Genomic DNA, 18,738 nt, shown 5'->3' with positions numbered 1-18,738 from the left:
CCCGGAAACAGCGAACAGCCACCACATGAGAGGCCCTGAATCCGAGAAACAGCAGGCCCCCACACCAGCGACACCAGGATCCGGGAAGCAGCGAGGGGTGTTCGGGTGGGGGCGGCGCGGGGAGGCGTCATACCAGAGAGGGGGGCGGTTCTCGGAGTTATCCACAGGTGACCGGTGCTGGCCCTTGGCCGTTGTCCACAGGGGGCGCGGCGGTGACGGTGGATGCGCCAGCCTGGTGGGCATGGCAGAAACCGCCCGGCGCCCCCGCAGCTGCGAGGTCGCATCTTCCGTGGTTCCACCGTCGTCAACGACGGCCTGCTCAGCCGCAACGACCTCCGCAGTGCGGCCTGGCAGCGACTGTTCCGCGACATCTACGCCGACACCGACCTGCCCCTGACTCACCGGGCCCGTTGCCTGGCGGTGAGCCGTTGGCTGGCTCCCCCAGGCACGGCCATCGCCGGACGTGCGGCAGCCGCCCTGCACGGCGCGGCTGCCACAGCCAACGAGGAACCGATCGACGTGCTGACTCCCGCGGATGTCCGGATGGGTCCGATCTCGGGTGTACGGGTGCATCGTGGCCTGCGCGAGGCGACGGATGCCGTAGACCGGGACGGCATCCTCGTCACGACCGTCACCCGTACCTGCTGGGACCTGGCCTGCTGGCTGACTGCCATGGAGGCGGTCGTGGTCGTCGACGCACTACTCAGACAGCGGCTGACCAGCCAAGACGACCTTCGTGCCTATGCGTGGGAGCACCGCGACCGGCGGGGCTGGCGGGCGTTGCTGCGGGTCGTCGAGCTGACCGACGGCGGTGCGGAGTCTCCGCAGGAATCCCGGACGCGGGTGCACCTCGTGCGGGCAGGGCTGCCCCGGCCGGTCACCCAGTACGTGATCACCGGTCAGGGGCGGTTCATCGCACGCGTCGATCTGGCGTGGCCGGCCTTCAAGGTGGCGGTCGAGTACGACGGCCGCTGGCACGACGATCCGGAACAACTTCACCGCGACCGGCGTCGACTCAACCAACTGGTCGGCGAAGGCTGGCTCGTCCTGCACGTCACCGCCCGACGGTTACGGGAGGACCTCGACGGATTCCTGGGCGAGGTCCACATCGCCCTGCGATCCCGAGGCGCCCGACTCTGACACCACACCCCACCGGCACACCGGTCTCTGGCGGCACCCGTCGTTACGCCGGAATGTGGTGCCCTGTGGTGCCCGTTCCGTTCCTGGCTCCGGTCCGCGGGCGTGGTCGCTGCTGCCGATGAGCCCGGCCAGGTCCGGATCAAGCTCGCGGCGAACGTATGGACGGCCGACGACGGCCAGCAGACTGGCACCCCACCATTCATACCCGACTGTCAGGTCACCACATTCAGGAAGGAGCGGCCGATGCTCGTCGGCTTGGCCACCACATCCAGGAAGGAGCGGCGTGCGCTCGTCTGGTCGGGCGGGGACACCCACCCCGACCCGGATCCAGGTAACCCAACGGGCACCAGACACCACCACATCCCGGATCCAGCAACCCGACCACCACCACAACCACGATCCAGTGCCCCCACCAGCGCCGAAGGCCACCACATCCACGATCCAGTGCCCTAACAAGCGCAAAACACCACCACAACCACGATCCAGTGCCCCCACCAGCGACGGAGGCCACCGCAACCTGAGCGGCCCGGTCGACCTGAACGGGGTTCCCGCTGTCCGATGGGTGTCGGGGGGAGTTGGGTCAGGGGGTGAGGTGGGCGGCGCCTCCGCCGCCGGCTTCGGGGGCACCGGCGGGGGTCACGACGTACGGGCGCATCATGTCGTGATCCTCGTGCTCCAGGATGTGGCAGTGCCAGACGTACCGGCCGGGCAGGTCGAAGTGGGCCTTGATCCGGCGCACGCTGCCGGGGAAGACCGGGACGGTGTCGTGCCGGCCACCCTGGTCGCCCCGGGCCGGTCCGCCGCCCGACCGGCCCGAGCCGAGCAGCTCGAACTGCACCTGGTGCAGGTGGACCGGGTGGGTCTGCGAGGTGAAGTTGTGCAGTTCCCAGATCTCGGTGCTGCCGAGTCCCACCTGCTCCGTTACGGGGGCGCCCCAGGGCAGCGGCACGGGTCGGCCGCGCTGGTCGACCACGCCCAGCTGGAGAACGCCGTGCCCGGTGGAGTTCGCGTACGACAGGGAGAGTCGCCGGACGCGGTCGGCGGGACCGAGCGGGGGCACCGCGGGCAGCCGCAGCTGGTGCGCGGGGACGGTGTCGTCCGGGCCGATCCGGTCGGTGACGACGAACTTCAGCACCTGCCCGGTGGTCTGCGGGTCGGCCGGTCCCCCGCGGGCGTCCGGTCCGTCCGGTCCCTCGTTGACCAGGTACAGCTCGGTGCCGGCGGGGACGTCGGTGAAGTCGATCAGCACGTCGGAGCGAGACCCGATGGAGAGGGCCAGCCGGTCCTGCTCGACCGGGGCGGGCAGGAAGCCGCCGTCGCTGCCGAGCTGCCAGATCGGCAGCACCGGGCGGGCCGGCCGGCTGGTCGGCCGCGCCGCCACGCAGAGCTGGAGGAATCGGCTGTTGCAGCCGTTGAGCAGGCGGAACCGGTACCGGCGGCGCTGCACCGGCAGCACCGGCCAGGTGTTGCCGTTGACCACCGTGGTGGTACCGAAGAAGGGCATCCCGGCCCGGCCCGACGGGTAGGACAGCTCGCCGTCGGCGCGGAAGCTGCGGTCCTGGATCAGCATCGGGATCTCGTGGGGCGTTCCGTCGGGCCCGGCTGCCGGGCCGGGCAGCACGCCCGGCGGCAGGTCGGCGTCCCCGCCCCGCAGCAGGTAGAAGCCGGCGGCACCGGCGTACATGCTCAACCTGGTGAGCCCGACGCTGTGGTCGTGGTACCAGAGCGTGGTGGCTTGCTGGTCGTTGCGGTACTCGAAGCGGGCCGAGCCGGGCGACCAGTGCGTTCCGGCGTTCGCCAGGGCGTCGAACTCCTCGTAGGAGCTGCCCACCCGGGCGTAGCCGGCGGGGATGTCCCGCGCGTCCGGCAGGTACCAGGCTTCGGGGTAGCCGTCGTTCTCCGGCAGGTTGTGGCCGCCGTGCAGGTGCACGACCAGCGGGACCGGGCCGAGGTAGCGGGCCGGCGTCCGGTCGGGGTCGGGGTGGGTGTCCCGGCCCTCGGTGCCGCCGGCCGGGTTGGCCCAGTGCAGTGCCGGGTCGACCGGTAGCAGGTGGGGCAGGTACCGCCCGTCGCCGTCGACCAGCTCGTTGCGCCAGGTGACCCGGACCGGGCGGTCCACCCGGGCCTCGATGGTGTTGCCCGGGTAGCGGAACGTCCACGGGTGGGCCGTGGAGCCGAACCCCCACACCCGGGTGCCGGGCAGGGAGGTCGGCAGCACCTGCTGCCGCAACTGGCGCAGCCCGACCGAGTACTCGTCGGCGTCGGTGCGGGCGACGGTGGGCATGGTCCCCGGCACCCGCAGCCGGGTGACGTACTTGGGGATCGTCTCGGCGGCCAGCGTCGGGGCCGATGTCCCCGTCCCCGCCCCTGCGCCCGCCCAACCGGGCGGGGCCAGCGCCGCCGCCGTGCCGACCGCCCCCGTGACCAGCAACCGCCGCCGAGTGACCATGAGCCGCCCCCTCCGTAGCTCCCAACCGAGACTAAACAGAAGTTGGCTCACAAAGCTGCCAATCAGTGCGAAAGCGGGATATTACTCAGGATCGGGGTCACCTGCGACAGGCGGTACCAGGGCGGTCAGGTCGGTCACCGGCACGACCTGGGGATCCTCGAGCGGGCCGACGATCACCCGCAGCGCCGGGAAGTGGTCGGCGAGCAGCCGACGGCACCGGTCGCAGGGCGGCACCAGGCTGCGCCCCCGGTCCCCCACCGTGACGAGGGTCTCCAACTCGCCGACGCCCTGGGTGGCGGCGGCGCCGAGGAGCACCACCTCGGCGCAGGCGTCGACGGCGGGGTGCACGACGTCCACGCCGGTGACCACCCGGCCCTGGGCGGTCCGGGCCGCGCTGGCCAGCGTGTGGCTGGCGCTGCGGCAGCGTAGTTTGGCCACCGCGCTGGCCGCCTGCACCAGCGCCCGGTCGGTGTCCCGCATCGTCATCCCGTCCCCACGATCGACTCGGTCGGTGGCCCACTCTAGACGGCGGAACTGGTCGATGCCCGGCCGACCGCGGGCGGTTCGGCGACATCGGCCGCGCCGATCGCAGGCGGTTCGCCGACATCGGCCGTGCCGACCGCAGGCGGTTCGGTGACGCCGAACCGGTAACCCACGGGCGGTACCGGGCCGGGCTGCCTATCCTTGGCGACGTCATGCAGACTCCACCCGCACCGGCCGCGACCGACACGGTTCGCGAGCTGCACCGTCGCCTCGCCCCTCTGATCTTCGACGACCAACGTCGGCTGCGCCGGCGGCTCGACGGCGTCAAGCGCCTGCGCGATCCGCAGCGGCGCGCCGACACGCTTGCCGAGATCACCGCCGAGGTGGGTCGGGCCGAGGCCCGGCTGGCGGCCCGGCAGGCAGCCGTTCCGGCGGTGACCTACCCTGCCGGGTTGCCGGTGAGCGAACGCCGGGACGACATCGCCGCCGCCATCCGCGACCACCAGGTGGTGATCGTGGCCGGCGAGACCGGCTCCGGCAAGACCACCCAGCTGCCCAAGATCTGTCTGGAGCTGGGGCGTGGGGTGTCCGGGCTGATCGGCCACACCCAGCCCCGCCGGCTGGCGGCCCGGACCGTCGCCGACCGGATCGCCGAGGAACTCGGCACCGAGCTGGGCGACGTGGTCGGGTACAAGGTCCGCTTCACCGACCAGGTGAGCGACCGCAGCCTGGTCAAGCTGATGACCGACGGCATCCTGCTGGCCGAGCTGCAGACCGACCGGATGCTGCGCCGGTACGACACCCTGATCATCGACGAGGCGCACGAGCGCAGCCTCAACATCGACTTCATCCTCGGGTACCTGCGGCAGCTGCTGCCCCGCCGACCCGACCTGAAGGTGATCATCACCTCGGCGACCATCGAGACCGACCGGTTCGCCCAGCACTTCGCCGACGCCGACGGGAAGCCGGCGCCGGTGGTCGAGGTCTCCGGTCGGACGTACCCGGTCGAGGTGCGCTACCGGCCGTTGGTCGAGGTGACCGGGGACGAGGCGGACGAGGACGGCGAGAACGTCCGGGACCAGATCCAGGCCATCGGCGACGCGGTCGAGGAGCTGGCCGCCGAGGGCCCCGGTGACGTGCTGGTCTTCCTCAGCGGCGAGCGGGAGATCCGGGACACCGCCGAGGCGCTGGGCAGGCTGGTCCAGTCGAAGCGGTCGCTGCTGGGCACCGAGATCCTGCCGCTGTACGCCCGGCTCTCCGCCGCCGAGCAGCACCGGGTCTTCGCCGCGCACAGCAACCGCCGGGTGGTACTGGCCACCAACGTGGCGGAGACCTCGCTGACCGTACCGGGGATCAAGTACGTGGTGGACCCGGGCACGGCCCGGATCTCGCGGTACTCCAGCCGGTTGAAGGTGCAGCGGCTGCCGATCGAGGCGGTGTCGCAGGCCTCGGCCAACCAGCGCAAGGGCCGCTGCGGGCGGACCTCGGACGGCATCTGCATCCGCCTCTACGACGAGCAGGACTTCGCCAGCCGCCCCGAGTTCACCGACCCGGAGATCCTGCGGACCAACCTGGCCTCGGTGATCCTCCAGATGACCTCGATCGGGCTCGGTGACATCGCCGCGTTCCCGTTCGTCGACCCGCCGGACCGGCGCAACGTCACCGACGGGGTCAACCTGCTGCACGAGCTGGGCGCGCTGGATCCGACCGAGACCGACCCGGACAAGCGGCTCACCCCGCTGGGCCGGCGGCTGGCCCAGCTCCCGGTGGACCCCCGGCTGGCCCGGATGGTGCTGGAGGGCGAGCGCAACGGCTGCGGCACCGAGGTGATGGTGATCGCCGCCGCGCTCTCCATCCAGGATCCCCGCGAACGGCCGGCGGAGAAGCAGGCCCAGGCCGACCAGGCGCACGCCCGGTTCGCCGACGCCGAGTCGGACTTCGTCGCGCTGCTCAACCTCTGGCGGTACCTGCGCGAGCAGCAACGCGCCCTCTCCGCCAGCGCGTTCCGCCGGATGTGCCGCGCCGAGTACCTCAACTACCTGCGGGTACGCGAGTGGCAGGACATCGTCAGCCAGCTGCGTCAGGTGGGGCGTACCCCGGAGGGGGGTGCCGGGCGGCGGGGTCGGCGGGGCGCGGAGAACCCGGCGGCCGACGGCGGCCGGCGGGCCGGCGGCGCGGACCTGCCGGAGGAGATCGACACCCCGAAGGTGCACCAGTCGCTGCTGGCCGGGCTGCTCTCCCACGTCGGGCTCAAGGACGCGCAGAAGCACGAGTACCTGGGCGCCCGGGGGGCCAAGTTCGCGCTCTTCCCCGGCTCGGCGCTGTTCAAGAAGCCACCCCGCTGGGTGATGGCCGCCGAGCTGGTGGAGACCTCCCGGCTCTGGGGTCGGGTCGCCGGGCGGGTCGAGCCGGAGTGGGTCGAGCCGCTCGCCCAACACCTGGTCAAACGCAGCTACAGCGAGCCGCACTGGGAGAAGAAGCAGGCCGCGGTGCTGGCCTACGAGAAGGTGACCCTGTACGGCGTCCCGCTGGTCAGCGCCCGCAAGGTGAACTTCGGCCGGATCGATGCGGGCCTGAGCCGGGAGCTGTTCATCCGGCACGCCCTGGTCGAGGGGGACTGGCAGAGCCACCACCAGTTCCTGCGGGACAACCGCCGGCTGCTGGCCGAGATCGAGGAGCTGGAGAACCGGGCCCGCCGCCGGGACATCCTGGTCGACGACGAGACGGTGTTCCAGTTCTACGACGAGCGGATCCCCGCCGACGTGGTTTCCGGCCGGCACTTCGACGCCTGGTGGAAGACCACCCGGCGGGAGCGGCCCGAGCTGCTCACCTTCACCCGTGAGCTGCTGGTCAACGCCGGCCGGGGCGGGGTGGACGAGCAGGACTACCCGGACCAGTGGCGCGCCGGTCCGGTGGCGCTGCCGTTGACCTACCGGTTCGAGCCGGGCACGTCGACCGACGGGGTGACCGTCGACATCCCGCTGCCGATGCTCAACCAGGTGCCGGCGGAGAGCTTCGACTGGCAGGTGCCGGGGCTGCGGGAGGAGCTGGTCGTCGCGCTGATCCGGTCGCTGCCCAAGGCGGTACGCCGCAACTTCGTCCCGGTGCCCGACCACGCGCGGGCGGCGCTGGCGGCGATCAGGCCCGGCGAGGAGTCGCTGCTCACCGCGCTCACCCGCGAGCTGCGCCGGATGACCGGGGTGAGCGTGCCCGCCGACGCGTGGGACCTGAGCCGGCTCCCGCCGCACCTGCGGGTCACCTTCCGGGTGATCGGCGAGGAGGACAAGCCGGTCGCCGAGGGCAAGGACCTGCCGGCGCTGCAACGCCAGCTCCGTCAGGAGGTACGTCAGGTGGTGGCCGCCGCCGCGCCCGAGGTGGCCCGTACCGGGCTGCGGGAGTGGAGCATCGGCACCCTGCCGCGCACCGTCGAGCAGGTCCGGGCCGGTTTCGCGGTGACCGGCCACCCGGCGCTGGTGGACGAGGGCACCACGGTGGGGGTCCGGGTCTTCGACTCCGAGGCCGAGCAGGCGGCGGCGCACTGGGCCGGTACCCGCCGGTTGCTGCGGTTGACCGTCGCGTCTCCGGCGAAGATCCTGCAGGGCCGGTTGAGCAACGAGGCGAAGTTGGCGCTGAGCCGCAACCCGCACGGCAACGTGCAGCAGCTCATCGAGGACGCGGCGGGCGCGGCGATCGACAAGCTGGTCGGCGACGCGGGCGGTCCGGCCTGGGACGCCGCGGGCTTCACCGCGTTGCGCGACCGGGTGCGGGCCGACCTGGTCGACACGGTGGTGGAGGTGATGGACCGGGTCCGCCGGGTGCTGGCCGCGGCCTACGCCGTCGAACAGCGGCTCGGCGCGACGCGGAACCTGGCCGTGGTGGCCGCGCTGGCCGACATCCGGGCGCAACTGGCCGGACTGGTGCACGCCGGGTTCGTCACCGAGACCGGCTACGCCCGCCTGCCCGACCTGCTGCGCTACCTGACCGCCATCGAGCGGCGGCTGGACCGGCTAGCCGGCAACCCGCAGCGGGACAGGTCGCAACAGGACCGGATCGCGGTGGTGCAGAAGGAGTACGCCGACCTGCTCGCCGCGCTACCGGAGACCCGGCGGTCCTCGGCGGCGGTCCGGCAGATCCGCTGGATGATCGAGGAGCTCCGGGTGAACGTCTTCGCCCAGGCGCTCGGGACGCCGTACCCGGTCTCGGAGCAACGGATCTACCGGGCGATGGACGACGCCGAGGGACGCTGAGCGCCGGCCGGCTCAGCCGACCTGTACCGGCAGCACCCGGCCCGCCGGCAGCGCCGGAACCGAGTTGGCCAGGGCGTTGGCGGTCGACCGGGGCTCCGGGTACGGCATCGCCCACCAGGCGCGGTTCTCCCGGTACCAGTGGTAGACCTCGGTCAGGCCGTCGGCGAACCGGATCTGCGGCTGGTAACCCAGCTCTTCGGAGATCTTGCGGAAGTCCAGGGAGTACCGCTGGTCCTGGACCTTGCGGTCGGCGACGTGCCGGACCCGGTCCCAGTCGGCGCCGGCCAGTCGCAGGATCCGCTCGGCCAGCGCCCGGTTGGTCAGCTCCACGTCGCCGCCGATGTTGTAGACCTCACCGGCGCGCCCCTTGGCCAGCACCAGGGAGATGGCCCGGCAGTGGTCGTCGACGTGCAGCCACTCCCGTACCGCGCTGCCGTCGCCGTGCAGGGTGATGTCCCGGCCGGTGAACAGGCTGGTGACGAAGCGGGGGATGACCTTCTCCACGTGCTGGTACGGCCCGTAGTTGTTGGCGCACCTGGTGATCGAGACGTCCAGGTCGTACGTGCGCCAGTAGGAGCGCACGACGGCGTCACTGGCCGCCTTGGACGCCGCGTACGGCGAGTTGGGCTCCAGCACGCAGCGCTCGTCCCAGGAGCCCTCGCTGATCGAGCCGTACACCTCGTCGGTGGAGACGTGCACCACCCGGGCGACCGCGCTGCGCGCGCACTCGGCCATCAGCCGGTGCGTGCCCATCACGTTGCTCTCGAAGAACGGCGCGGGGTCGTCGATGGAGCGGTCCACGTGCGACTCGGCCGCGAAGTGCACCACGGCGTCGTGTCCGGGCACCACCTCCCGCAGCAGCGCGACGTCGCAGATGTCGCCCCGGACGAAGGTCAGTCGGGGATGGACGGCTGGCAGGTTCCGCCGGTCACTGGCGTAGGTGAGCTTGTCCACCACGGTCACGGCGCAGTCTTCGAAGCCGGGGTAACGCCCGTCCAACAGGCACCGGGTGAAGTGCGACCCGATGAAACCGGCACCACCGGTCACCAGGATTCTCATCTGTGGCCTCCCTGCCACGCGAACCCGCGCATCGTCTGTCCGGCCACCGCGGCCCCGCCGGGTGGACTGGTTACTCCGTCACTCCCCGGCCGCACGTGCGGTTTGGGCCTCGATGGGAGAAGTGGGAGGTTAGTCCCCGTGCAAGGATCTACGATAGGTGAACAAAGCGCCCTTGCGGGTAATATCGACACCTTAAGGGGGATTTAACCTAGCGGCTCGACGCCGGGCGGCAGCGCGTCGGTCTCGGTGGCGGCGCGTACGTAGTCGAGCAGGATCCGGCGCAGCTCCCGCCCGGCGTGGGTGGGCACCGCCTCCCGCCGACGGGCCACCGCGATGGTCCGCTGCACCCCGGGCGGGGCGAGCGGGGTGACCCGGATCCCGGGGCGGCGCACCACGACGATCCCGGGCACCAGGGCCACCCCGAGGCCCGCCTCGACGAAGCTGAGCACCGCGTCCATCTCCCCGCCGTCGACCGCGAACGAGGGCTCGAAGCCGGCCTCCCGGCAGGCCTGCAGGGTGACGTCGCGCAGGTCGTAGCCCTCGCGGAACATCACCAACGGCTGGTCGCGCAGGTCGGTCACCCGCAGCCGGCCGGTCGGGCGCGCGGCGGGCAGCTCGTCCACCGAGGCGACCACCAGGCTCTCCCGCAGAATCGGCTCGGCCCGCAGTGCCGGATCGGCGCCCTGGGCCGGCATGATGATCAGCGCCAGGTCCAGGTCACCGCGGAGCAGGTGACGGACCAGGTCCTGGGAGCCGCCCTCCTCGACCTGGAGGTCGACGGTGGGGTGGGCGTCGCGGAACCGGCGCAGCACCGGTGGGGCGAGCGCGGTGGCCAGGCTCGGGGTGGCTCCCAGCCGGACCCGCCCCCGGCGCAGCCCGACCAGCTCCTGCACCTCCCGGGTGGCGGTGTCGACGTCGGCCAGGATCCGTCGGGCCAGCGGCAGCAGCACCTCACCGGCGGCGGTGAGGGTGATGTTTCCCCGTACCCGCTCGAAGAGCGGTGCCCCGAGGTCGGCCTCCAAAGCGTGAATTTGCTTACTCAACGACGGCTGGGTTATGCCGACGAGATCGGCAGCTTGGGTGAAATGTCGTACTTCCGCCACGGCTACGAAGTACTTCAGCTGATGAAGCTGCACCTCGATAGCCTATAGCTATCATGGCTGCGAGTTCGATGCATTGGACGACTGATCCAGGAAACTCCTAGCTTCGTGGTTGTGGTAGTCACGAGAACCCGGTCGCCCATCCGCTCCAACGTCGGCCTGAAGGCCGTCATGGCGGTGTCGGGCATCGTCCTGGTGCTGTTCCTGATCGCACACATGCTCGGCAACCTCAAGGTCTTCGCGGGCGCGTCGTCGTTCGACGACTACGCGCACTGGCTGCGGGACCTCGGCAAGCCGGCCCTGCCCGGGGTCTGGGCGCTCTGGATCCTGCGCGCCGGCCTCGTCGTCGCCGTGCTGGCGCACATCTGGGCGGCCACCGTGCTCGCGCTGCGCGCCCGCGCCGCCCGCCCGGTCAAGTACGCCCACCGCAAGAAGGTCCAGGGCAGCTACGCCGCCCGGACGATGCGCTGGGGTGGGGTGATCATCCTGCTCTTCGTGATCTACCACCTGCTGGACCTGACCACCGGCCACCTGAACCCGGTCGGTGATCCCAGCCGGCCGTTCGCCAACGTGGTCGCGGACTTCGCACCGGAGCGCTGGTACGTCACGCTCTTCTACACCGTCTCGATCGTCGCGCTCGGCTTCCACCTGCGGCACGGCGTGTTCAGCGCGCTGCGCAGCCTCGGCCAGCAGACCCCCGGCGGTGAGCGCCGGGCCCGCGCGGTGGCCCTGGCCTTCGCCGTCGTGATCTGCGCCGGCTTCCTGGTGGTTCCGTTCGCCGTACTCACCGGATTGGTGTCCTGACCATGGAACTGTTCACCGAGGGCGACCCGATCGCCGACACCAAGGCACCCGAGGGCCCGGTCGAGAAGCGCTGGGAGACCCGCCGCTTCGAGGCCAAGCTGGTCAACCCGGCCAACCGCCGCAAGATGACGGTCATCGTGGTGGGTACCGGCCTGGCCGGCGGCTCCGCCGCCGCCACGCTCGCCGAGCAGGGCTACCGCGTCAAGAGCTACTGCTACCAGGACAGCCCGCGTCGGGCGCACTCCATCGCCGCGCAGGGCGGCATCAACGCCGCGAAGAACTACCGCAACGACGGCGACTCGGTGCACCGGCTCTTCTACGACACCGTCAAGGGCGGCGACTTCCGCTCGCGGGAGTCGAACGTGCACCGGCTGGCCGAGGTCTCGACCAACATCATCGACCAGTGCGTCGCCCAGGGCGTGCCGTTCGCCCGCGAGTACGGCGGCCTGCTGGACACCCGCTCCTTCGGCGGTGCGCAGGTGCAGCGCACCTTCTACGCCCGGGGTCAGACGGGCCAGCAGCTGCTGCTCGGGGCGTACCAGGCCCTGGAGCGGCAGATCGGCCTGGGCAACGTGGAGATGCACGCCCGGCACGAGATGCTGGAGCTGGTCGTGATCGACGGCCGGGCCCGGGGCATCGTGGTGCGGGACATGGTCACCGGTGAGATCAGCACCGAGATGGCCGACGCGGTGGTACTCGCCTCCGGTGGGTACGGCAACGTCTTCTACCTCTCCACCAACGCCAAGGGCTGCAACGTCACCGCGACCTGGCGGGCCCACCGCAAGGGCGCGTACTTCGCCAACCCCTGCTACACGCAGATCCACCCGACCTGCATCCCGGTCTCCGGCGACCACCAGTCGAAGCTGACCCTGATGAGCGAGTCGCTGCGCAACGACGGCCGGGTCTGGGTGCCCAAGACCAAGGGCGACGAGCGCAACCCGAAGGACATTCCCGAGGACGAGCGGGACTACTACCTGGAGCGGATCTACCCCTCCTTCGGCAACCTGGTCCCCCGGGACATCGCCTCGCGCGCGGCGAAGAACGTCTGCGACGAGGGCCGTGGCGTCGGCCCGACCAGGCTCGGCGTCTACCTCGACTTCGCCGACGCGATCTCCCGGCTCGGCCGCAAGGCCGTCGAGGCCAAGTACGGCAACCTCTTCGAGATGTACGAGCGGATCACCGGCGAGGACCCGTACGAGGTGCCGATGCGGATCTACCCCGCCGTGCACTACACGATGGGCGGCCTCTGGGTCGACTACGACCTCCAGTCGACCATCCCCGGGCTGTTCGTGATCGGTGAGGCGAACTTCTCCGACCACGGCGCGAACCGGCTCGGCGCGTCGGCGCTGATGCAGGGCCTGGCGGACGGCTACTTCGTGCTGCCCACCACGATCGCCCACTACCTGGCGACCGGGCCGCTGGAGAAGGTCGACGCGAGTCACCCGTCGGCGGTCGAGGCGCGTACCGAGGTGGAGGACCGGGTCCGGCGGCTGCTGGCCGTCGACGGTGACCGCACCGTGGACTCGTTCCACCGGGAGCTGGGCCAGATCATGTGGGAGCACTGCGGCATGGAGCGCAGCGCGGCCGGGCTGGCCAAGGCGATCGACGAGATCCGGGCGCTGCGCGACCAGTTCTGGCAGCGGGTCAAGGTGCCCGGTTCCGGTGAGGGGCTCAACCAGTCGCTGGAGAAGGCCGGCCGGGTGGCCGACTTCTTCGAGCTGGCCGAGCTGATGTGCATCGACGCCCTGCACCGCGAGGAGTCCTGTGGCGGCCACTTCCGGGCCGAGCACCAGACCCCCGACGGTGAGGCCCAGCGCGACGACGACCGGTTCGCCTACGTGGCGGCCTGGGAGTACACCGCCACCGGTACGCCGGCCGTGCTGCACAAGGAAGACCTGAAGTTCGAGTACGTTCACCCGACGCAGCGGAGCTACAAGTGAACCTGACCCTACGCATCTGGCGCCAGGCCGGCCCCGAGGACAAGGGTCGGATGGTCACCTACCAGGTCGACGACGTCTCCCCCGACATGTCGTTCCTGGAGATGCTCGACGTGCTCAACGAGCGCCTGATCCTCTCCGGCGAGGAGCCGGTGGCCTTCGACCACGACTGCCGCGAGGGCATCTGCGGCATGTGCGGTCTGATGATCAACGGGGACGCGCACGGGCCGCAGCGCGGCACCACCGCCTGCCAGTTGCACATGCGGCAGTTCTCCGACGGCGAGACGATCGACATCGAGCCGTGGCGGGCCCGCGCCTTCCCGGTCATCAAGGACCTGGTGGTCAACCGGGACGCCTTCGACGACATCATCGCCGCCGGCGGGTACATCACCGTGCCGACCGGCAGCGCGCCCGAGGCGCACTCGGTGCCGGTGGCCAAGGTCAACGCCGACGCCGCCTTCGAGTCGGCCGCCTGCATCGGCTGCGGCGCCTGCGTCGCGGCCTGCCCGAACGGCTCGGCGATGCTCTTCACCGCGGCCAAGGTCACCCAGCTCTCGCTGCTGCCGCAGGGCCAGCCGGAGCGGCAGACCCGGGTGATCGGCATGGTCGACGCGCACGACGAGGCCGGCTTCGGTGGCTGCACCAACGCCGGCGAGTGCACGGTGGTCTGCCCGAAGGGCATCCCGCTGAGCACCATCGGCCGGCTCAACCGGGACTACCTGACGGCCACCGCCAAGCGGGGCGACACCCCGGGCACCTGACCGCCGGGCCCCTCGGAGCCGACACCGACCCACCGACCGCCGTACCCCCGCCCGGGGTGCGGCGGTCGGTCCGTCCGCGCCCGGTGCCGGGCACCGGTCCGGTTCAAGTCCCCGCTGCCGGGTAGCAGTCCACCGACGGCAGACAGAGGGGACGACGACCATGAAGGCACTGACCTGGCACGGCAAGCGGGACGTCCGGGTGTCCGACGTTCCGGACCCGCGCATCGAGGAGCCGACCGACGCGGTCGTCCGGATCACCTCGACCGCGATCTGCGGCTCCGACCTGCACCTCTACGAGGTGCTCGGGCCGTACCTCAAGTCCGGTGACGTGCTGGGGCACGAGCCGATGGGCATCGTCGAGGAGGTCGGGGCGGGGGTGACCCACCTCAAGCCGGGCGACCGGGTGGTGGTCCCGTTCAACATCTCCTGCGGCTCGTGCTGGATGTGCCAGCGCCAGCTCTACGCCCAGTGTGAGACCACCCAGGTCACCGCCGAGGGCAAGGGTGCCAGCCTGTTCGGCTACACCTCGCTGTACGGGTCCGTCCCGGGCGGACAGGCCGAGTACCTGCGGGTGCCACAGGCGCACTTCGGGCCGATCAAGGTGCCGGAGACCGGGGCCGACGAGCGGTACCTCTACCTCTCCGACATCCTGCCCACGGCCTGGCAGGCGGTGAAGTACGCCGACGTCCCGCCCGGCGGCACCCTCGCCGTGTTCGGGCTCGGACCGGTGGGGCAGTTCTGCGCCCGGGTCGGCCGGCACCTGGGCGCCGGCCGGGTGATCGGCCTGGACCTGGTGCCGGAGCGGCTGGAGCTGGCCCGCCGGCACGGCATCGAGGTGCTCGACGTGAGCAAGCTCGACGACGTACCGGAGGCCCTGATCGACCTGGTCGACGGGCGGGGGCCGGACGCGGTGATCGACGCGGTCGGGATGGAGGCGCACGGCTCGAACACCGGGAAGTTCGCCCAGGCCGCCGCGGGGCTGCTGCCGGACGCGGTCGCCCAGCCGATGATCGACAAGGTGGGCGGGGACCGGCTGGTCGTGCTGAAGGCCGCGCTGAAGGCGGTCCGCCGGGGCGGCACCGTCTCGATCTCCGGCGTGTACGGCGGGGAGGCCGACCCGCTGCCGCTGATGGAGATGTTCGACCGGGGCATCCAGCTGCGGATGGGCCAGTGCCACGTGCGCCGGTGGACCGACGAGATCCTGCCGCTGCTGGCCGGCGACGACGACCCGCTGGGCGTGGAGGATCTGCGTACCCACCGGGTGCCGCTGCTCGACGCGCCGCAGGCGTACGAGATGTTCCAGGAGAAGAGCGACGGGTGCATCAAGGTCGTGCTCGCGCCGTGAGTCGGACGGTCGTGATCACCGGCGCGACGAGCGGTATCGGCCGGGCCACGGCCCGGGCGTTCGCCGCGCGCGGTGACCGGCTGGTCCTCGCCGCCCGCAACACCGACACCCTGACCGAGGTACGCGCCGAGTGCCTGGCCGCCGGCGCACAGGTGGTCGCGGTGCCTACCGACATCGCCGAGGCCGGCGCCCCGGACGCCCTCGCCCGGGCCGCCACCGAGGCCTTCGGTGGCGTCGACGTGTGGGTGCACACCGCCGCGGTGATGGCGTACGGACGTTTCGACAGGCAACCGGAGCACGTGTTCGACCAGGTGGTCCGGACCAACCTGATCGCCGCCGCGGCGGTGGCCCGCAGCGCGCTGCGGCTCTTCCGGGCCACCGGTGCCGGCACCCTGGTGCTGACCGGGTCGGTGCTGGGGCACATCACCGCGCCGTACATGAGCGGGTACGTGGCCAGCAAGTGGGGTCTGCGCGGGCTGGCCCGGGCGCTGCAACAGGAGTGCCGGGACCTGCCGGGCGTCCAGGTCTGCCTGGTCAGTCCGGGCAGCGTGGACACGCCGGTCTACCAGCGGGCGGCGAACTACCTGGGGCGGATCGGCCGCCCGCCCCCGCCGGTCTCCTCGGCCTCCCGGGTGGCGCGGGCGATCGTGCGCAGCGCCGACCGGCCCCGGCGGGAGGTCTCGGTCGGGCGGGTCAACGTGCTGATGCGATTCGGCTTCACCGTGCTGCCCGGGGTGTACGACCGGCTGGTCGGCCCGCTGATGCGGCGGGTCGGCCTCACCGACGAGCCGGTGGCCCCGCACGAGGGCGTGGTGTTCACCTCCGCGCCGGGCGGCACGGTAAGCGGCGGCTGGCGGGGCGGACGGGATCACGCGCGTCGATCGGATCGCCTAGGGTGACCGGGCAACCACTGCCGATCCGGCGACCCGACGGGAGCGACGACGTTGAACATGAAGGTCAACCGGAGGGCGGCGATCGGCCTGGGCACCATGGCGACCGCCGGCACCGTGCTCGGTGCCGGCACCCCGGGCCTCGCCCAGGCCGGCCGACCCGCCGCCGCGCCCCAGCTGGCCGCCGCCGAGCGTCCCGCCCCGGGAGCTGAGCTGACCGCCACCGAGCGGCCCGCCGCCTCGCCCCGGCTGGCCGTGCCCCGGGTGACGGCCATCTACGAGGCGGAGACCGCGGCGGCCGGCGGGAACTGGCAGTCCTACGTCAGCCTGACCGATCCGGCGGGTCCGCCGGCGGTGGCCGTCGCCGACGAGCCGGACCAGCGGATCGAGGCGTACAGCGTCAACAAGATCGCGGTCGCCACGGCGGTGCTGGACAAGGTGGACCGGGGCCTGCTGACCCTGGCCCAGCGGGTGGAGGTGACGGCGTCGATCGTGGTGCCGGGCGGGGACGGGATCTTCAGCCTGGACGGGGCGTACCCCAGCTCGGTGACGCTCGGCCACGTGCTGGCCAACCTGCTGACCGTCTCCGACGACACCGCCGTACGACTCTGCGGGCTGGTCTGCCCGGCCGCCGAGCTGAACGCCATCCTGCGGGCCAAGGGCTTCGTGCACACCCAGGTCGAGCCGGTGGCCAACCCGAACCGGTTCTACCTCGGCACCAGCACCCCACGGGAGACCCACGACCTGCTCCGGGCGCTGGTCGGCGGCACCCTGCTCGGCGCGACGTCGACGGCGTTCCTGCTCGGGCTGCTGCGCTCGCCGGTCGCCTTCACCGACGGCATCCGACGCACGATGTCCTCGGCGGAGCGGGCCCGGGTGGCGACCAAGGCGGGCTGGTTCGTCGACGCCCGGCACGAGGCCGGGGTGATCTTCGACACGGCCGGGGCGCCGCTGATGACGTACGCCCTCTTCGCCGACGGTCAGCCCGGCGCGGACGACTTCGGGGCGACCCACCCGGCGGTGGCGGCCCGGGCCCGGATGGGCCGCCGGTTCCTGGACGCGCTCGGGCAGCTCAGTGGCGGTGGCCGGGCCCACCTGCCGGCACCGCGCCGGCCGAGCAACGGCGGCTGAGCGCCGGGCCTTCCGCCACCGCCCGGCGGTGGCCGGCGTCGCGGTCGGCCGCCGACGGTGGCCGACCGCCGTCCTTGCCAGGTGTGACGGCCAGTCGGGTGGCTAACGTGTATCCCGGGGAACCGTGGGCGGGAGGGGCGACGATGGCGACACCACCGGAGCAGGCACTGGAGCGGGCCGCCGGCCGCCGACTGTGGCAGGTCGCCGGGCTCGCGGCGCTGGCCGGGGTGGCCTGGGTGGCCCGCGACGTGCCGGCGGCGCTCGGCGGCCGGCTCACCGGGGCCCGGGCGCAACGGGCGGCCCGCTCGCCGCAGTTCCGCGACGGCACCTTCCACAACCGGGCCGGCCTGCGCAGCACGCTCAGCGAGCCGGGGCCCAACCTGCTCCGGGAGTTGATCTTCGGCAAGCAGCGCCGCCGCCCCCGCACCGCCGTGCCGCTGCGCCGCCCGGACGCCGCACCCGCCGCCGACGAGCGGGAACTGAACATCGTCTGGTACGGCCACGCGTCGGCGCTGATCGAGATCGAGGGACACCGGGTGCTGATCGACCCGGTGTGGAGCGACCGCTGCTCCCCCTCGGCGGCGGTCGGGCCCCGGCGGATCCACCAGCCCCCGGTGACCCTCGACGAACTGCCGCCGGTGGACGCGATCCTGATCTCCCACGACCACTACGACCACCTGGACATGGCCACCGTGCGGGAGCTGGTCCGCACCCAGTCCGCGCCGTTCCTGGTCCCGCTGGGCGTCGGCGCACACCTGGACCGTTGGGCGGTGCCGGCCGAGCGGATCATCGAGCTGGACTGGTCGCAGGGCCACCGGGTCGGCGGGTTGACGATCACCGCCACCGCCGCGCAGCACTTCTCCGGGCGCGGGCTACGCCGCGACGGCACGCTCTGGAGCTCCTGGGTGGTGGCCGGGGCGCACCGCCGGGTCTTCTACACCGGGGACTCCGGCTACTTCGACGGGTACGCCGAGATCGGCGCGGAACACGGGCCGTTCGACGCGACGCTCGTGCAGATCGGGGCGTACGACCGGGCCTGGCCGGCCATCCACATGTTCCCCGAGGAGGCGGTGACCGCCCACCTCGACCTGCGCGGCGGCCTGTTCGTCCCGGTGCACTGGGCCACCTTCAACCTCGCCCTGCACGACTGGGCCGAGCCGGTCGACCGGCTCTGGGCCGAGGCCAAGGCCCGCGACGTCTCGATCGCCGTCCCCCGCCCCGGTGAACGGGTGGTCGTCGACCACCCACCCCCGGTAGACCCCTGGTGGCAACCCATCGCCTGACGTGTAAGGAAGGGCCCCCTGTTAACGCATCCGGTAGAGAGGGGAACCCTTCTCACGCCCACCGCGGGCGGACGACCGGCCGGGCACGGCGGCGGGCCGCAGCGGCAGC

General features: G+C 72.0%; 13 protein-coding genes. 9 read left to right on the top strand and 4 right to left on the bottom strand.

Annotated features, from left to right (window positions below; all coding sequences use genetic code 11):
* The first annotated feature begins 222 nt into the window (after positions 1–222).
* Entirely contained in the window at positions 223–1,140 is a 918-nt protein-coding gene (locus tag ACN28G_RS06810) for an endonuclease domain-containing protein (RefSeq protein WP_421478717.1), read from the top strand.
* Between the two features lie 580 nt (positions 1,141–1,720).
* Here ACN28G_RS06810 and ACN28G_RS06805 read toward each other — a convergent pair.
* Both ACN28G_RS06805 and ACN28G_RS06800 read right to left on the bottom strand, forming a co-directional pair.
* The gene (locus tag ACN28G_RS06805) at positions 1,721–3,589 is read right to left on the bottom strand and encodes a multicopper oxidase family protein (protein ID WP_421478716.1); all 1,869 of its coding nucleotides are present in this window, start codon (positions 3,587–3,589) and stop codon (positions 1,721–1,723) included.
* An 81-nt stretch (positions 3,590–3,670) separates the two neighbouring features.
* Complete coding sequence (locus ACN28G_RS06800; protein ID WP_091436288.1) at positions 3,671–4,075, bottom strand: cytidine deaminase; 405 nt, start codon at positions 4,073–4,075, stop codon at positions 3,671–3,673.
* Between the two features lie 209 nt (positions 4,076–4,284).
* Between ACN28G_RS06800 and hrpA the strand changes: the two genes are divergently transcribed.
* Positions 4,285–8,319, top strand: coding sequence for an ATP-dependent RNA helicase HrpA (gene hrpA, locus ACN28G_RS06795; RefSeq protein ID WP_421478715.1), 4,035 nt, complete (start codon positions 4,285–4,287; stop codon positions 8,317–8,319).
* A 12-nt stretch (positions 8,320–8,331) separates the two neighbouring features.
* On the opposite strand, the gene rfbB is transcribed toward hrpA, so the two are convergent.
* Positions 8,332–9,378: a dTDP-glucose 4,6-dehydratase gene (rfbB, locus tag ACN28G_RS06790; RefSeq protein ID WP_091436284.1), complete on the bottom strand. Its 1,047-nt coding sequence runs from the start codon at positions 9,376–9,378 to the stop codon at positions 8,332–8,334.
* A 203-nt stretch (positions 9,379–9,581) separates the two neighbouring features.
* Positions 9,582–10,520, bottom strand: coding sequence for a LysR family transcriptional regulator (locus ACN28G_RS06785; protein ID WP_421480871.1), 939 nt, complete (start codon positions 10,518–10,520; stop codon positions 9,582–9,584).
* A gap of 72 nt (positions 10,521–10,592) precedes the next feature.
* Between ACN28G_RS06785 and ACN28G_RS06780 the strand changes: the two genes are divergently transcribed.
* From ACN28G_RS06780 to ACN28G_RS06750, 7 genes are all read left to right on the top strand, one after another.
* Positions 10,593–11,282 (top strand): succinate dehydrogenase cytochrome b subunit, encoded by a 690-nt coding sequence (locus tag ACN28G_RS06780; RefSeq protein WP_091436279.1) that lies wholly within the window; start codon positions 10,593–10,595, stop codon positions 11,280–11,282.
* A gap of 2 nt (positions 11,283–11,284) precedes the next feature.
* The gene (locus tag ACN28G_RS06775) at positions 11,285–13,222 is read left to right on the top strand and encodes a fumarate reductase/succinate dehydrogenase flavoprotein subunit (RefSeq protein ID WP_091436277.1); all 1,938 of its coding nucleotides are present in this window, start codon (positions 11,285–11,287) and stop codon (positions 13,220–13,222) included.
* Positions 13,219–13,980 (top strand): succinate dehydrogenase/fumarate reductase iron-sulfur subunit, encoded by a 762-nt coding sequence (locus ACN28G_RS06770; RefSeq protein WP_091436275.1) that lies wholly within the window; start codon positions 13,219–13,221, stop codon positions 13,978–13,980. Before ACN28G_RS06775 ends, ACN28G_RS06770 begins: the two co-directional genes overlap by 4 nt.
* A gap of 160 nt (positions 13,981–14,140) precedes the next feature.
* Positions 14,141–15,325 (top strand): zinc-dependent alcohol dehydrogenase, encoded by a 1,185-nt coding sequence (locus ACN28G_RS06765; protein ID WP_091436274.1) that lies wholly within the window; start codon positions 14,141–14,143, stop codon positions 15,323–15,325.
* The gene (locus ACN28G_RS06760) at positions 15,322–16,224 is read left to right on the top strand and encodes an SDR family NAD(P)-dependent oxidoreductase (RefSeq protein ID WP_421478714.1); all 903 of its coding nucleotides are present in this window, start codon (positions 15,322–15,324) and stop codon (positions 16,222–16,224) included. The genes ACN28G_RS06765 and ACN28G_RS06760 overlap by 4 nt, the downstream gene beginning before the upstream one ends.
* Positions 16,225–16,275: 51 nt before the next feature.
* Positions 16,276–17,346 carry a serine hydrolase gene (locus ACN28G_RS06755; RefSeq protein WP_091436272.1) on the top strand — a complete coding sequence of 357 codons (1,071 nt, stop codon included), beginning with the start codon at positions 16,276–16,278 and terminating at the stop codon, positions 17,344–17,346.
* 143 nt (positions 17,347–17,489) lie between these two features.
* The gene (locus ACN28G_RS06750; RefSeq protein ID WP_421478713.1) at positions 17,490–18,629 is read left to right on the top strand and encodes an MBL fold metallo-hydrolase; all 1,140 of its coding nucleotides are present in this window, start codon (positions 17,490–17,492) and stop codon (positions 18,627–18,629) included.
* Positions 18,630–18,738: the final 109 nt, after the last annotated feature.

Source organism: Micromonospora sp. WMMA1923, assembly GCF_049179195.1.
Lineage (GTDB): Bacteria > Actinomycetota > Actinomycetes > Mycobacteriales > Micromonosporaceae > Micromonospora > Micromonospora yangpuensis.
The sequence above is the reverse complement of the archived record's forward strand: the minus strand, read 5'-3'. Positions and strand labels throughout refer to the sequence as shown.

Bases quoted from the DNA above. Each gene is read 5' to 3' on its own strand.
- ACN28G_RS06805 (WP_421478716.1), bottom strand. From the start codon at position 3,589: ATGGTCACTCGGCGGCGGTTGCTGGTCACGGGGGCGGTCGGCACGGCG.
- rfbB (WP_091436284.1), bottom strand. From the start codon at position 9,378: ATGAGAATCCTGGTGACCGGTGGTGCCGGTTTCATCGGGTCGCACTTC.
- ACN28G_RS06765 (WP_091436274.1), top strand. From the start codon at position 14,141: ATGAAGGCACTGACCTGGCACGGCAAGCGGGACGTCCGGGTGTCCGAC.
- ACN28G_RS06775 (WP_091436277.1), top strand. From the start codon at position 11,285: ATGGAACTGTTCACCGAGGGCGACCCGATCGCCGACACCAAGGCACCC.
- ACN28G_RS06750 (WP_421478713.1), top strand. From the start codon at position 17,490: ATGGCGACACCACCGGAGCAGGCACTGGAGCGGGCCGCCGGCCGCCGA.
- hrpA (WP_421478715.1), top strand. From the start codon at position 4,285: ATGCAGACTCCACCCGCACCGGCCGCGACCGACACGGTTCGCGAGCTG.
- ACN28G_RS06810 (WP_421478717.1), top strand. From the start codon at position 223: ATGCGCCAGCCTGGTGGGCATGGCAGAAACCGCCCGGCGCCCCCGCAG.
- ACN28G_RS06800 (WP_091436288.1), bottom strand. From the start codon at position 4,075: ATGACGATGCGGGACACCGACCGGGCGCTGGTGCAGGCGGCCAGCGCG.
- ACN28G_RS06755 (WP_091436272.1), top strand. From the start codon at position 16,276: ATGAAGGTCAACCGGAGGGCGGCGATCGGCCTGGGCACCATGGCGACC.